The 15077-nt window shown below is 67.7% G+C and carries 10 protein-coding genes; 3 read left to right on the top strand and 7 right to left on the bottom strand.

What is annotated here, in order from left to right:
- The 4 genes from M3B01_RS12930 to M3B01_RS12945 form a co-directional block, all read right to left on the bottom strand.
- Window positions 1-1153: hypothetical protein (locus tag M3B01_RS12930; protein ID WP_259792652.1), on the bottom strand; the 1153-nt coding region annotated here is incomplete at its 3' end.
- Between the two features lie 101 nt (window positions 1154-1254).
- Window positions 1255-3237 carry a class I SAM-dependent DNA methyltransferase gene (locus M3B01_RS12935; protein ID WP_259792655.1) on the bottom strand — a complete coding sequence of 661 codons (1983 nt, stop codon included), beginning with the start codon at window positions 3235-3237 and terminating at the stop codon, window positions 1255-1257.
- Between the two features lie 5 nt (window positions 3238-3242).
- A complete protein-coding gene (locus M3B01_RS12940; RefSeq protein WP_259792657.1) occupies window positions 3243-5069 on the bottom strand; it encodes an RNA-binding domain-containing protein in 1827 nt (608 codons plus the stop codon).
- Between the two features lie 241 nt (window positions 5070-5310).
- Entirely contained in the window at window positions 5311-6795 is a 1485-nt protein-coding gene (locus M3B01_RS12945) for a pyridoxal phosphate-dependent decarboxylase family protein (protein ID WP_396123372.1), read from the bottom strand.
- Between the two features lie 246 nt (window positions 6796-7041).
- On the opposite strand from M3B01_RS12945, the gene M3B01_RS12950 reads away from it, so the two are divergent.
- Window positions 7042-7383 carry a GNAT family N-acetyltransferase gene (locus M3B01_RS12950; RefSeq protein WP_259792662.1) on the top strand — a complete coding sequence of 114 codons (342 nt, stop codon included), beginning with the start codon at window positions 7042-7044 and terminating at the stop codon, window positions 7381-7383.
- Between the two features lie 105 nt (window positions 7384-7488).
- On the opposite strand, the gene M3B01_RS12955 is transcribed toward M3B01_RS12950, so the two are convergent.
- Complete coding sequence (locus M3B01_RS12955) at window positions 7489-8061, bottom strand: MarR family winged helix-turn-helix transcriptional regulator (protein ID WP_259792665.1); 573 nt, start codon at window positions 8059-8061, stop codon at window positions 7489-7491.
- 210 nt (window positions 8062-8271) lie between these two features.
- Here M3B01_RS12955 and M3B01_RS12960 point away from each other — a divergent pair, with 210 nt between their 5' ends.
- Window positions 8272-10887 (top strand): MMPL family transporter, encoded by a 2616-nt coding sequence (locus M3B01_RS12960; protein WP_259792666.1) that lies wholly within the window; start codon window positions 8272-8274, stop codon window positions 10885-10887.
- Between the two features lie 262 nt (window positions 10888-11149).
- Here the strand turns inward: M3B01_RS12960 and M3B01_RS12965 are convergent, their stop codons facing one another.
- Together M3B01_RS12965 and M3B01_RS12970 are read right to left on the bottom strand one after the other, a co-directional pair.
- The gene (locus tag M3B01_RS12965) at window positions 11150-12577 is read right to left on the bottom strand and encodes a peptide MFS transporter (protein ID WP_259792668.1); all 1428 of its coding nucleotides are present in this window, start codon (window positions 12575-12577) and stop codon (window positions 11150-11152) included.
- A gap of 516 nt (window positions 12578-13093) precedes the next feature.
- A complete protein-coding gene (locus M3B01_RS12970; RefSeq protein WP_259792667.1) occupies window positions 13094-13402 on the bottom strand; it encodes a hypothetical protein in 309 nt (102 codons plus the stop codon).
- An 86-nt stretch (window positions 13403-13488) separates the two neighbouring features.
- Between M3B01_RS12970 and dnaB the strand changes: the two genes are divergently transcribed.
- Window positions 13489-14865, top strand: a complete 1377-nt coding sequence (dnaB, locus tag M3B01_RS12975) for a replicative DNA helicase (RefSeq protein WP_193865711.1) — start codon at window positions 13489-13491, stop codon at window positions 14863-14865.
- The last annotated feature ends 212 nt before the right edge of the window (window positions 14866-15077 follow it).

A 15077-nucleotide genomic window follows, 5' to 3' on the forward strand; every position in this document is an offset into this window, starting at 1 on the left:
TCAGCTCCTTGATGTCGTCCTCGAGCTGCTCTGCTGCGGGACGTTGCTTGGCGGCGACGTCGATCTGGCCCGTGACCGCGGCCGTGATCAGCGCTGCCCGCCGCTCCTTGGCGAGGGCGATGGCGCGGGTGAGGTCCGCACTCATCGCCGATACCACCTTGCGCTCATGATGCCAATCCGCAGCAAGTTCGACTTGCTTCGTGAGCGGAAGGTAGGGGACCTCTAGATTCCGCAGGGCCTCGACATTGAAGTGGCCTTGAATGGCGCCCACGGTGCCGTACTTGACCGCCTCGCGAATCGGTTCTGAGTTAATGAAAGCTGTCAAGAAGCTGGGGTCAAGCATAGAGCTACGTTTGACGATAAGCAAGTCAATCGCATTGCAGTCAGGGAGAGTGTCGTCTACCACGGCCGCCGCACCTGCCTGCCCGGTACGGACAACCACGACATCGCCTGGCTTAAGAATTGACTTCGGATGAGAATGGTGTCCAGCTTTCGTGATGTGCACTAAGTCATCAAGTGCTATCGATTCACGCTTCACATTGACTCCGCGCAGTGCGGGGACGCCGGCTTCTGCGTACCAATCCGACGGTCGAACGACGATACCGACTGTTACATCAGCAAAGGTTTTCAATCTTTGGTGGGATGCGTTGGCTGCAGACTGGAGAAGCCCTGTTCGGAAGGACTCAAGGCGCTCCTCAGCGAGAGCGATAGCGCTGAAGAGATCTGCAATGAGCCCGTCGATCTCGGCGGTCTCATGGTCGAGGTAGTCGACGATTGTGCGCAGTTGATCTTCTTCGGGTTTTGGAATGCGTATCCGTGCTACCTGTGCAGAGCTTAGGTGCTTCACCGTTGTGGCATAGGTATGCGCGTTGATAATCTCTAGCGCCGAGGGAAGACAGTACTCGAGCCACGAGAGACGGAGTGCATCGCCGGTGAGTGCAAGCACCCGCTGGTTCAAAAGCGCATGCTCATCCCTACGCCAACGCCCGACGTTAAAGTCGCCATCCATGCCGATTAGGAGGTCGTCCTTCGTTACCCGGAATCTCGTGAGTTCAGGCCCGTTGTATCGCGTTTCCTCTACTGCATCCAGCAGTGACCTGATCCGGATCAAAGGCGTGCCGTCCGGGCCGAAGTGCTTGGAGTCGTAAGGCATGCCGTTCACGAGTCGGACGAAGTCTTGAACTCGTGCTTCACCCCAGCCCGTACCATGCGAGCTCTGGGATCTGCCGAGAGCCGCGCGTCCCCAATCCCAGTTCACCGCTTGACCTCCGCCAGCCGCGCCCGGATGCGCCCGAGCACGTCGTCCAGGTCCCGATCGATCTCTTCCAGTGGCCGGGGCGGTACGTACTTGTAGAAGTGCCGGGTGAAGGGGATCTCTGCGCCTTCCTTGGTCTTGGTGTGATCGATCCATGCATCGGGCACAAAGGGGATCACCTCGCGCTGAAGGTATTCCTCAACGTCCTCGTCCCATGGCACGTTCTCGGTGTCCCGCAGGGACGCGTCGGCCACGCTCTTGCCGCCCGGTCCGGTCACCACTTCGCCATCCTCGTCGTGCTCGGAAAGCTCACCGATCAGAACTTTCAGCACAGCGGGCGTGAGCTTCAGCCCGTGCTCGTCCAACGCTGCCTTCAGATCCTTCGTGAACACCGCACGGCTGGTGGAGACGATGCCACCTGCTGCGTCGGCCGCTGCACCGAGGGCATCCCGCAGTGCCTCACGCTCGGCGTCCTTCAGCTTGGTGACCTGCCGCGCCGCCATTGCTCGCTCGATCCGTTCGGAGGTGAACGCATAGTTGCGGCGCATTGGGCGCTCCACCGTGATCGTCCGGTAGAAGAAGTCCTCAGTGGCGAAGATCTTCGAGTGCTCTGACTCCTCAAAAGTGTTGTACAGCCGGGTGATCTCCTCGATGTTCCGCTCGGACAGGTACCTGCGTTTGGAGCCCACCGACTTGCGCATCTTCTCGAACATGCCCGTGGCGTCGATCAGCTGCACCTTCCCGCGACGCTCCGGGGCCTTGTCCTTCGACAGGATCCACACGTAGGTCGCGATGCCGGTGTTGTAGAACATGTCGGTTGGCAGACCGATGATCGCCTCGAGGTAGTCGTGCTCCAGGACCCAGCGCCGAATGTTCGACTCTCCCGAACCCGCCCCGCCCGTGAACAGCGGTGAACCGTTCAGCACGATCGCCCCGCGTCCGGCCGTGTGGTGCCCCTGATCAGGCGTTGGATCGCGCAGTTTCGAGATCAGATGCATCAGGAACAGCAGCGATCCGTCGGACACCCGCGGTAGCCCTGGCCCGAAACGCCCCGCGAAACCGCGGAGCCTGTGCTCGTCCTCCACCGTCTTCTTGAACTGCTTCCAGTCCACGCCGAACGGCGGGTTCGACAACCCGTAGTGGAAGGACTGCCCGCGGAACGCCGGCTGCGTGAGCGTGTTGCCCAGCACGATGTTGTCGATCGGCTGGCCCTTGACCACCATGTCGGCCTTGCAGATCGCGTACGAGGCCGGGTTGATCTCCTGACCCAGCAGGCTCACCTGCGCCGTCCTGTTGAAATCCCGGATCTTGTCGTCGGCCACCGAGAGCATGCCGCCCGTGCCCGCCGTCGGGTCGTACACGCTGCGCACCACGTGGTCCTTGCCGAGGTCTGGATCCCCGTCCAGCAAGATCGTCACCATCAGCTCGATGACCTCGCGCGGGGTGAAATGTTCACCGGCGGTCTCGTTGGATGCCTCCGCGAACTTGCGGATCAGCTCCTCGAAGATGTGGCCCATCTGCTCATTGCTCACCGCCCGGGGGTGCAGATCCACCTTCGCGAAGTGCTGCAGCACCTGCAGCAGCAGGTCATGGCGCGCCAGGTCGATGATCGCGTCCTCGAACTTGTACTTCTCGAAGATGTCCCGCACGTTCTCGCTGAACGCGCCCACATAGTCGCGCAGGTTCTGCTCGAGGTTGTCCGGATCCCCCTGCAGCGACCTCAAGTCGTGGCGCGAGGCGTTGAAGAACGAGTACTCGTGACCGGCCTTCTTGCGCAGCATCGCGGCCGACGGCATCCGGTCCCGGTCGAAGCCCGCCAGCTCACGGACCACGGCCTCCTTCGTCGGAGCGAGCACCGCGTCCAAGCGGGCAAGGACGGTGAACGGCAGGATCACATCCCCGTACTGGTGCTGCTTGTACGTACTGCGGAGGATGTCCGCGGCAGACCAGATGAACTGGGCGTGGTTGAAAGTCGTGGTCACGATGCTCAGGCTAGCTTTCCCGGAGCGCCCGGTGAGGCCTGTGTAGGCCGAAGAGCCGACGATCCATGCCCGCACACGAGGCGATACGTGGTCCCGCGGTGCCCCTGCCCGCCGTCGACTGCGACCAGATCGTTCTTGATCAGGGCCCTTAGGGCGTAGCGGACCTGCTGGTATGACAGCCCGGTCGCCGCTTGAAGGTCTGCGTGCAGGGCTGGCCCACCGCTCAGGACGCGGTGGATGGCCGGCACGTTCTTTCCCAGTCGACGAAGATCGGGGTGCTCACCATCAGGACCGTGCGCGTGGACTGGGTCTGGTGGTGCGGTGCGGGTAGGTTGCTCGCTGCGTTTGCCGGGACTACCAGCGGGCACCCGGAACGGCACCTCGGCGCTGATGTCCGCATCGAGCAGACCACGCCGTACCAGGGCCTGAAGTTGAGCCTGGGCGTCGTCCAGCGGAAGAGGTGAGAACTCTGCGCGCAGGCTGTCGATATCCCAGCGCTCGCCGTGCCACGCCTTCAACAGCACGTGCTTCTGCAGATGCGTGAGCGAAGACCCGCCGGAGACGCCGGCCAGGTACCGCCGCTCCTCCTCGGAGAACGCGGACCCACGCCAGAACGTCGCCGTGAAGCGCACACCGTTGTCCGTGAGCGTCGGGCGCTTCAGATCAGCGTCCACAGCCCGCCGCAGCATTGTTACCACGCCGCCGCCCTCACCCTCGATCACGCGGCTGCCATCGGGCAGGTGCAGGTGCGTGGCCAGCTGGTACAGCCGCTGGTTGACAGCGGCTCGGCGCGGCGACGGACTCTCGATTTCTGGAAGTGTCACCCCTCGCAAGCCACCGGGACTGGCGATGACAAGGGCTCTGTCGGTCATGCGGATGTCGATCGAGCGTCCGATCCCCAGGGTCTCCGGACCCAGATCGCGATGCACGAGGGCGTTGGCCACAGCCTCGCGGACGGCGGCCAGCGGGATCTCGGGTTCATCTCGCATATGCCCATCCGGCCCGTAGACCTGGCGCGTGGTGAGGTTCTGGCGTACCCAGGCGACACAGTCGTCCAGGAGGTCCGTGATCGGCCCGTCGAAGTGTTGGAGATTCTGGGTGCGCACCCCGCTCCCGTCGTCGGGGAGCCGTACGGCGGCGGTCACCCGCAGCGGGGGCAAGACACCCTGCGGGTAGTTCCCCAGTGCGTAGATGCCCGCGACAGTGCACTCGCCGGATGCTGTCACCGCGCCGAGCTGTCGGATGATCTGCGCATCCGCGAGCTCGCGCAGCCGTCGGGACTGGTTCCGGGCCCGGGTGACGACCTGCCCGACCAATGCTGGATCGAGGTCGTCCAGACTCGTCCCGGTCACGGGACGCTCGTCGTAGTGCACGCTTTCGCTGTGATGGAGGGCGGCCACCTCGATCATCCGCAGATCGGCTGGCCCCATGACGAAGTCGCCGTCGGCTTGCCGCAGATAGGCACGACCTTCGAAGCGCGCGGGCTTGAGGCGAGGAGCGACGGAGTGGACCAGTGCGGCGAGGATCTGGACACCGTCAATGTCCAGCGTCCTCACGTCGATGTAGGGGGAGGGGGTCACGGCCTCTCGCGCCACGTTGACCAGTGCCTGCTCCATTCCGGCGGGGTCGGCAACGCCGCTGAGGGAGAATCCGCCCGCCTCGTTGACACCGAGGATCAACAGCCCCTGATCGGGCATGTTGGCGAACGCGCACAGGGTCTGTCCGATCTTCGCCGGCAGGCCGCCCGCGGCTCGCTTGACCTCGACGTCGGTGCGGTCTCCGCGGTGAACTCGCAGCTCATCGAGGACGGCAAGGACGCTGGATACTGTCAACTCCACAGTGTGAAACCTACTCTGAAGATTGCAAGTGTGCAAGTGTTTGTTCGGGTGCGAATATGCAGGTGAGCGGAGCGTTGAAGGTCAAAGTCCCGCAGCATTCACAGTGACAGTCCGAACAGATTGTGAAGTGTCAGTCTGGTTGACTGGCGAGAGTGTCAACCAGGCATGTCGAGCCGGACGGACGAGAACCCGATCAGGCCCTGGAAAGGATGCGTGGGATCGGGCATGACATCCTTCAGCTGCCGTCCGGCTCGCCCATGGTGCCGGTGAGCACCGCGATCACCGCATCGGGCTCCACCGACGGGTTCACGAAGGCCAGGCGCAGCGCCGGCTCGCCCTGGAAGGCGGTGGGCACGCACAGCATCACGCCCTCCTTCGCCAACCGGTGGGACCAGCGACGGTAGGCCTCGAGGTCCCAGCCGGGGCGGCGGAACACCACCACCGACAGCTCCGGCTCCAGCAGCAGCTCCAGATGCTCGCTGTCCCGGATCGCGGCGGCGACGGTGCGGGCGGTGGCCAGGCAGCGCTCCACGGCGGCGGTGTACGCGTCGGTGCCGTGCGTGGCCAGCGAGTACCACAGCGGCAGTCCGCGCGTGCGGCGCGAGAGGTGCGCGGCGAGGTCGGCCGGGTTGGACTCGCCGCGGTCGATCGAGTCCAGGTACGCGGCGTGCTGGGCATGCGCCGCCGCCGCGGGGCGCGGGTCGCGGTACAGCAGGGCGCAGCAGTCGTAGGGCGCGAACAGCCACTTGTGGGGGTCCACGATGAAGCTGTCTGCCTGCTCGATCCCCGCGAAGCGGCCGCGGGCGCTCGGGGCGGTGAGCGCGGCACCCCCGTAGGCACCGTCCACGTGCACCCAGGCGCCATGGCGGTGCGCCACCTCGACCACCGAGGCGATGTCGTCGACGATCCCGGCATTGGTGGTGCCGCCGGAGGCCACCACCGCGCAGATCCTCTCGTCGGCCGCCAGCAGCGGCTCCAGCGCCTCGCCGGTGAGGTGCCCGTTGGCATCGACGGGCACCATCACCACGTCCATGTCCAGCAGCCGCGCGGCTGAGGAGATCGAGGAGTGGGCGGTGGAGGCGCAGGCCAGTGCCCAGCCTCCGGTCGGCCTGCCGCCCCGAGTGCGCCGGGCGTGGTCGCGGGCGGTGGCCAGAGCGGAGAGGTTCCCGTTGGTGCCCCCGGAGACGAACACCCCGGCCGCATCCGACGGCCAGCCCAGCAGATCGGCCAGCCAGCGCAGCACCTGGTTCTCGGCGAAGATCGCCCCGGCGCCGCCCTCCCACAGCCCGCCGAACACGTTCGCAGCCGAGACCACCGTGTCGAAGGCGACCGCGGCCCGAGTGGGGGCTGTAGGGATGTAGGCGAGGTTCATCGGGTCGTCGGAGGCCCGGGTGGCGGGCAGCAGCACCTGGTCGAACAGCTCCATCGCCCGCTCGGCGCCGATGCCCTGCGCGGTGATGGTCTGCCCGGCCTGCTCCTGCAGCTCCCGGGCGCTGCGGGCGGTGGCCTTCGGGTCCGAGGCCAGCGCTGTGTGCGCTGCAGCCCACTCCAGCGCGATGCTCACTGCCTCCCGCTCATCGCCCCACACCGGCGAGGGCGGGCGGTGCCGCTGCAGGGCGTCCGAGGCCTGCGCAAAGGCCGTGCGCTCCTGGTTGTGCGAGGTGGTGCGGGCGTCGCGGGCGGGGTGGTGGTGCGGGGGCGGTGTGATCACGCCCTGCATCGTTGCACGACGGCAAGCCCGGTACCGGTCGAATCGGCGCCCGGGCTGCGACCGACGTGGACCTCAGCGCGTGACTGGCGACGTGGACCTCAGTGCGTGACTGGCGACGTGAACCTCAGCGCGTCACCGCAGGGCCCCCGGGAGCCGCGGGACCTGGCTGTTCATGTGAATGCCTGCGAGGCGTACCGTAGAGGCTGCACGGACCGTGCCTGCGACCGCCCACCGGACTCATGAGGAGCGCCGACGATGGCCAACGACGACTTCGACAATCCCCTCTCCCACCCGGGGTTCGAGATCCGCCATGAGCTCAACGACTCCCGGTTCGTCGCCGTCGAGGGTGAGGACGTGGTGGGGATGCTGACGTACGAGCGCACCGGGGACAGGGTGAGCCTGCTGCACACCGTCACCGATCCGGGCCATCGCAGCGAGGGGATCGCCTCGGCCCTGGTGCGCACGGCCTTCACCGACGCGCGGGCCGCCTCGATGCGCGTGGTCGTGATCTGCCCGTTCGTCGAGAGCTGGCTGGCACGTCACCCCGAGCAGGAAGACATCGTGGTGGATGAGGGAGTCGGCGGTGACCGCAGCTGACCGGTGGGGACACCGGCCGGGCGCTGACGCCGGCGGGCCGGGGACAGCGGCCGGACTGCCCTTCCTCCCCTGGCTCTCCGGCGTCTCCTGGCTCTCCTAGCTGTCCTAGCTGTCCTCGCGGTCCAGCGATGCGGCGAGATCCTCGGCCGTGCGCCGCAGGAACCCGATCACCACGTCCCTCTCCTGAGCCGTGAGAAGGGCTGCGGCCCGCATGCGGCTGGCCTGGGTGCGGCCCATCGTGTCCATCGCGGCCGCGCGGGTGGAGGGGGAGACCGTGAGGGTCTGAGCGCGACGGTCGGAGGGGTGGCGGTGGCGCACCACGTGTCCGTCCGCCTCCAGCTTGGAGATCATCTTCGCGACGGCGGCGGTGGAGATGCCCAGTCGTTCCGCCAGCACCGTGGGCGTGATCAGGGTGCCCTCGTTCTCGGCCACCATCAGCACGTGGATCGCTCGCATCGCGGTGGCGTTGAGCTTCATGTACTGCTGCGAGGCGTCCATGATCCGACGCTCCACGTCCCGCAGCGCCCCCATCGCCCCGAACAGCTCGCCGATCTGGGCGAGCTCCCCAGGGGAGAGCGCCTCGTGGTCGAACAGCTCTCCATGAGGATCGTTCGACGTCGGTGAGTAGAGGTTCTGGTTCACGTCTCTCTCGTCGTGCAGGATGAGGGCGGCCGCCATGGGGCTGACCGGCGGGTCGAGGCGGACGCAGATGCGTCCGAATCACGTCGCAGGAATCCGCAACACTGTAGACCTCTTGCGAGGTGCATGGACTACGATGAACAAGCCGCTAACTAACGACGTTAGCAATCTTCTCCCTCGTGCCGCCCGGGGTCACAGGCCCCGGCAGCTGCCACCCCGCACGCAGGCGACAGCCGTGGAAGGTGCCCGATGCCCACTGACTCCCCAGCCCCCACGTCCTTCCACCGCGTGGACAACGGCAGCACCCGCGGTATCGGCGATGGCAAGCCCGCCGGACAGGGCGGCGGCAAGCCCCGCGGGACGGGCGACGGCAAGCCCCGCGGGACGGGCGACGGCAAGCCCCGCGGGACGGGCGACGGCAAGTCCCGCGGGAAGGCACGCCTGCTGCGCGTCGTCGTGCCCGCCGTGCTGGTGCTGGTGTGGCTGACCCTCGCGGGCATCGGCGGTCCCTTCTTCGGCCGCATCGGGGAGGTCTCCTCCAACGACCCCACCACCTACCTGCCCTCCAGCGCGGAGTCCACCGCCGTGCAGGAGGCCCAGGCCGGATTCTTCGAGTCCGACGAGATCCCCGCCATCGTGGTCGCGCAGAGCGCCGGCGGCAGCGAGCTCACCGAGGAGCAGATCGGCGAGTTCACCGAGGTCATCGAATCGGTCACCGCAGATGCGCAGGCCGTGGGCGAGGCGTCCCCGCCCATCCCCTCCGAGGACGGCCAGGCCCTGCAGGTCTTCGTGCCGATCGATGCGGACGTCGAGGCCGGTGATACCGTCGACTCCCTCCGCGAGGGCCTCAAGGGCACCGTCGACGGGATCGACGTGTACGTCACCGGGCCCGCCGGGTTCTCGGCGGATCTCACCGAGGCCTTCGCCGGCATCGACGGCCTGCTGCTGATCGTGGCCTTCGCCGTGGTGCTGGTGATCCTGCTGATCGTGTACCGCGCGGTCATCCTGCCACTGCTCGTGCTCACCAGTTCCCTGTTCGCCCTGTGCGTGGCGGTGCTGGTGAACTGGCTGCTGGCCGACGCCGGCCTGTTCCTGCTCAACGGCCAGGTGCAGGGCATCCTTTTCATCCTGGTGATCGGTGCCGCCACCGACTACGGGCTGCTGCTGACCGCCCGCTACCGCGAGGAGCTCGAGCGCAGCCGCGACCACGTCACGGCCCTGAAGTCCGCCTGGAAGGGCGCGGTCGAGCCGATCATCGCCTCCGGCGGCACCGTGATCGCCGGCCTGCTGTGCCTGCTGCTGAGCGACCTGGAGTCCAACCGCGCCCTGGGTCCCGTGGCCTCCGTGGGCATCCTCTGTGCGATCCTGGCCGCCCTCACCCTGCTGCCCAGCCTGCTCGCGCTGTTCGGGCGAGTGGCCTACTGGCCCCGCGTCCCCCGCTACGCCGGCGAGGAGGCCCAGAGCGAGCAGGCCGCCGCCCGCGCCGACCAGTCCCTGGAGCAGGTGGTCGAGGGCCACGGCGTGTACGGCCGCATCGGCAAGTACACCGTGGGCCATCCCCGCCGGATCTGGGTGGGTGTGACCCTGCTGCTGATCCTGGGCGCGGCGTTCTTCCCGACCCTGAAGGCAGAGGGCGTCGCCCAGAGCGACCTGATCCTCACCGCCTCCGACGCCCGCGACGGCCAGGAGGTGCTCTCCGAGCACTTCCCCGGCGGCTCCGGCACCCCGGCCTACATCCTGGCCCCGGAGGAGGACGCCGAGGAGGTCGCCCAGACCGCCCTGGACCTGGAGGGCGTGGAGTCCGTCTCCCTCACCGCCAACGACGACCCGGCCGGTCAGCTCTCCTTCCAGGACGGCGAGTTCGTCGGCTCCATCCCCGATCCCAGCGCTCCGGTCGCCGAGCCGACGGTCTCCGAGGGCAAGGTGCTTCTCCAGGCCACCCTCACCGACGCCTACGACTCCGCCGCCGCCCAGGAGACGGTGCGCGAGCTGCGCGAGGCCTACGGAGATGACGTGCAGGTGGGCGGCAACACCGCCACCGACGTCGACACCGACGACGCCTCCATCCACGACCGCAACCTCATCATCCCGATCGTGCTGGCGGTGATCACCCTGATCCTGATCGCCCTGATGCGCGCCATCGTGGCGGCGTTGATGCTGGTGATCACGACGGTGCTGAGTTTCGCCGCCGCGATGGGCGTGGCGGCGCTGGTGTTCAACCATGTGCTGGACCTGCCCGGCGCCGATCCGGCCGTGCCGCTGTACGGCTTCGTGTTCCTGGTGGCACTGGGCATTGACTACAACATCTTCCTGATGACGCGCGTGCGGGAGGAGAGCGAGCGTCACGGCACCCGCGAGGGCATCATCCGCGGCGTCGCGCTCACCGGCGGCGTGATCACCTCGGCCGGCGTCGTGCTGGCCGCCACGTTCGCCGCGCTCGTGGTGATCCCGATCCTGTTCCTGCTGCAGCTGGCCTTCATCGTGGCTCTCGGCGTACTCGTGGACACCTTCCTGGTGCGCACCCTGCAGGTGCCTGGCATCGCCACCGAGCTGGGCCGTCACCTGTGGTGGCCCCGCAAGCTCGCGGCCGACGGGCACGGCGGCACCGCCGCCGCCCACAAGGTGGTCGAGCACGATCGGGTGGCCGAGGACGGTGCCGATGCCGCAGTCTCCAGTGCTCCCACCTCCGAGCGCGACTCCGTGCGCGATGCCGAACCAGCCATGAACCGGGACGCCGAACGCTCCGTGGATCAGGACATCGAGCCCACCACGGAGGAGGAGCCTGCCCACGGTTCACCGGAGGCCATCGAGAAGGCTGCCGAGGAGCTGGGCACCGGTCACGGCCGGCGCCGTAAGGAGACCTGAGGGTCGCCTGGATCGGGCGGCGGGCCCACCGCCCGATCCAGACTCTGCACGGGCCCGGCGGGCCCACCGGACCCGTGCGGAGAAACGTCGGGGGTGGCGTGACGGTCGACGTGCGAGCAGTTGGCGTTATGGATGCCTCATAGCACCAACTGCTCGCACGTCGACGGGGGTGGGGTCATCCGACGGGGACCGGGGCATGGCCCGGCCGGCGGGCTTGGGGGCCAGCGCGCTCCGCGCATGGCCCGGCCGGCGGGCTTGAAGGTCAGCGGACTCCGCGCATAGCCCGGCTCACGGGCTTGGCGATCATCAGCATCACCACGCCGATCGCGATCGTGATCGCGCCGAGGGCACCGAAGTAGGCGGTCTCGTTGTCGGCGGAGTAGAACTGCGCCAGCGAGCCGGACAGTGAGGTGCCCAGGGCAACCGACAGGTTGTACAGCGCCATCATCATCACCGGGAAGGCGCGCGGGGCCAGCTTGGTGGCCAGGGACAGGCCCACCGGCGACAGAGACAGCTCACCCAGGGTGGCCACCAGCATGATCATCGCGACCCACAGCACGGGAACCGCGGCCACCGAGGCCATCGGCAGGAACAGCAGGAACGCCGCACCCATGAGGATGATGCCGATCGCGAACTTGGTGGGCGTGCCCGGCTGGCGACGCCCCAGCTTGGTCCACATCAGCGCGAACAGCGGCGCCAGCACGATGATGTAGAAGGGGTTGAAGGACTGCGCCCAGGAGATCGGCATCTCCCACTCGCCCAGGAACGGCAGCTGCAGGGCGCGGTCCAGGCGGGTGTCCGAGTACAGCGTGATCACGGTGAACTGCTGCTGGAACAGCGCGAAGAACGCCGCGGTGCCGATGAACAGCGGGATGAACGCGATCACGCGGGAGCGCTCGTCGGCGCTGATCTTCGGCGTGGCCAGCAGCAGGGCGAAGATGACGATGGCACCGATCACCGACAGCGCGGTCATGATGGTGGCGAGGTTCGCCGGGTTGACGACGCCGGTGAGCACCAGCACCAGGATCAGCACCAGACCGCCCAGGGCGATGCCGCCCCACAGGGGGTACTTCGAGCGGGGCAGCGGGTCGGGCACCACGTGGACACTGGCGGGCAGGCCCTTGCGGGTGAGCACGTACTGGGTCAGGCCGATGGCCATGCCGATCGCGGCCAGGCCGAAGCCGAAGTGGAAGCCCCACTCCTTCTGCAGCAGGCCGGTCAGCAGCGGGCCCAGCAGGCCGCCGATGTTGATGCCCATGTAGTAGATGGAGAAGCCGGCGTCACGGCGGGGGTCGGAGACGTCGTACAGCGACCCCACCAGGGTGGCGGCGGTGGACTTCAGACCGCCCGAGCCCACGCCCACCAGCAGCAGGCCCGCCACCAGGCCGGGCACACCCGGGATCAGGGCCAGGGCGATGTGGCCCAGCATGATCATCACCGCGGAGCCGAACAGGGTCTTCTCCGGTCCCAGCAGCCGGTCCGAGATCAGTGCGCCCAGGATGGAGAAGATGTACACGGAGCCGCCGTAGGCACCCACGATGCCCAGGGCCACGTTCTCGTCGATCCCCAGGCCGCCGTCGGTGGCCGCGAAGTACATGTAGATCGCGAGAATGCCCTGCATGCCGTAGAAGCTGAAGCGCTCCCACATCTCCACGCTGAACAGGTTCGCCAGCGGGCGGGGCTGGCCCATGAAGGTCTTGCCGGAGGGGTTGTGCTCGGCGTCGTACCCGCCGGGGGCACCCGCGACGCCGGGGGCGTTCGCGGCACCAGGGCGCAGTGCGCCACCCGAGGGATCGCGAGGGTCGGGGCCGACGGGCGCGGTGGCCGATGGCTCCGGTGCGCCAGCTGGGCTGTCAGGGGAGTGCTGGTCTCGATTCACGAGGATCGATGGTCCTCCTCTGCGCATGGGCATGCAAAGCTGCGGAAGGGATTGTGGTGCATCAGTCGATCCGTGCGGTCGGCGCGCAACACCATCGAGACCATGTCTCATGGCGGGGCGCCGGCGGTGAAGCCGGCCTCGAGGCCGCAGAGCAGGACGGACTCACGATGCGACACGGCGCTCCGGTGCCTGCGTCCGGGAGCCGTCGCGCACGATGGCGGGCTGGTCCAGCACACCGGTGGGACGAAGCGCCTCCACGATCACCTTCGTCAGCAGCCCGCCCAGCCTTCCCGGTGGAGGGGGCCGGTGGCCCCGTCCCGGTTCCGGTCATCGGCGCCAGCTCTTCTCGGGTGCTCCCCTCGGGCGTGCGCTGCCTCCAGCGGTTCGCTCCGCGCTCCGCCCCGTGCGCCGCCCCCGTGCCAGGTCCACGATCGCCCAGATCAGCAGTGCGCCCGCCACGGCCAGCAGCACCCACTCCTCGGCGGCCAGTGCGATCGCGACCGTGACGGCCAGCAGGATCAGCTGCGCCACCTCGAGGGCGCGACGGGAGATGCCCAGCAGCGTCCCCGCCCAGCGGGTGCGCAGCAGACGCATCACCAGCAGGCCGACGATCAGGCCCAGGACGAGGTATCTCACGCGGTGACTCCATGACGGTGGGGGAGTTGTCCACCTTACGGCCCACGGCGGTCCCGGGGGCACGGTGGGCTTCCTACACTGGACCGGTGACATCGACTGACGCCTTCGAAGCTGGACCGGACCGCGGCCTGGAGCGCACCCCGCCCCAGGATCTCGCCGCCGAGCGCGGCGTGCTCGGCGGGATGATGCTGTCCAAGGACGCCATCGCCGATGTGGTGGAGAAGGTGCGCGGCATCGATTTCTACCGCCCCGCGCACGAGCTGATCTACGAGGCGATCGTGGACCTGTACGGCCGCGGGGAGCCGGCGGATCTGGTCACCGTCTCCGACGAGCTCACCAAGCGCGGCGAGCTGCAGCGCGTGGGCGGCGGTGCCTACCTCGCTGATCTGATCGACATGGTCACCACCGCCGCCAACGCCGGCTTCTACGCCGACATCGTGGTGGAGCGCGCCACCCTGCGCCGCCTGGTGGAGGCCGGCACCCGCATCGTCCAGCTCGGCTACGCCGCCGATGGCGGGGAGATCGAGGAGGTCATCAACGAGGCCCAGGCCCAGGTGTACGCGGTCACCGAGCGCGGCCAGTCCGAGGACTTCGTGGCCCTCGGCGAGGTCATCGACGACACCCTCAACACCATCGAGGCCACCCAGAACCGCGGAGGCCAGGTGACCGGCATCCCCACCGGCTTCGCCGAGTTCGACGAGCTCACCCAGGGCCTGCACGCCGGGCAGATGATCATCTTCGCCGGGCGCCCCGCCATGGGAAAGACGACGCTCGGCATGGACGTGCTGCGCAGCGCCTCGATCCACAACGGGCAGACGGCCGTCATCTTCTCCCTGGAGATGGACAAGACCGAGATCACCATGCGTCTGCTCTCGGCGGAGTCCCAGGTGCCGATGAACCGCATGCGCGACGGCTCGATGGACGACCGCGACTGGCAGGCCATGGCGCGAGCGATGAACCGCATCACCGATGCCCCGCTGTTCATGGACGACAGCGCCAACATGTCGCTGATGGAGATCCGCGCGAAGTGCCGCCGGCTCAAGCAGAAGCACGATCTCAAGCTCGTGGTCATCGACTACCTGCAGCTGATGAGCTCCGGCAAGCGCGTGGAGTCCCGCCAGCAGGAGGTCTCGGAGTTCTCCCGCGCACTCAAGCTGCTGGCCAAGGAGCTCGAGGTGCCGGTGATCGCCATCTCGCAGCTGAACCGCGGCAACGAGCAGCGCCAGGACAAGACCCCGATGATGAGCGACCTGCGCGAGTCCGGCTCGATCGAGCAGGACGCGGACCTCATCGTGCTGATCCACCGCGAGGACTACTACGAGAAGGAGTCCCAGCGCGCCGGCGAGGCTGACCTCATCGTCGCCAAGCACCGCAATGGCGCCACCGCCACCATCCCGGTGGCCTTCCAGGGCCAGTACTCGCGCTTCAAGGACATGGCCAACATGGGCGGCTTCGGGGCCTGATCGGATCGAACTGATCGAAGGTCCTGCAGCGGTGCCCCGCACTGATCGCTGCAAGTCGCCGCGGTGGCCCGTCGGGAGGCCGCCGCGGTGCGTGTCCCGTCGCGCCGCGGCCGGGCCCCGATAATCGAAGCATGCTGCCTCCTGACGACATGCACCTGAGCCGCCCCCTTCATTCGGTCCGGACGTTCTGTGAGTCGTCGGTTTCCATTTGA

The sequence above is a fragment of the Brachybacterium sp. p3-SID957 genome (assembly GCF_025144775.1).
In the GTDB taxonomy this organism is placed as follows: Bacteria; Actinomycetota; Actinomycetes; order Actinomycetales; family Dermabacteraceae; genus Brachybacterium; species Brachybacterium epidermidis.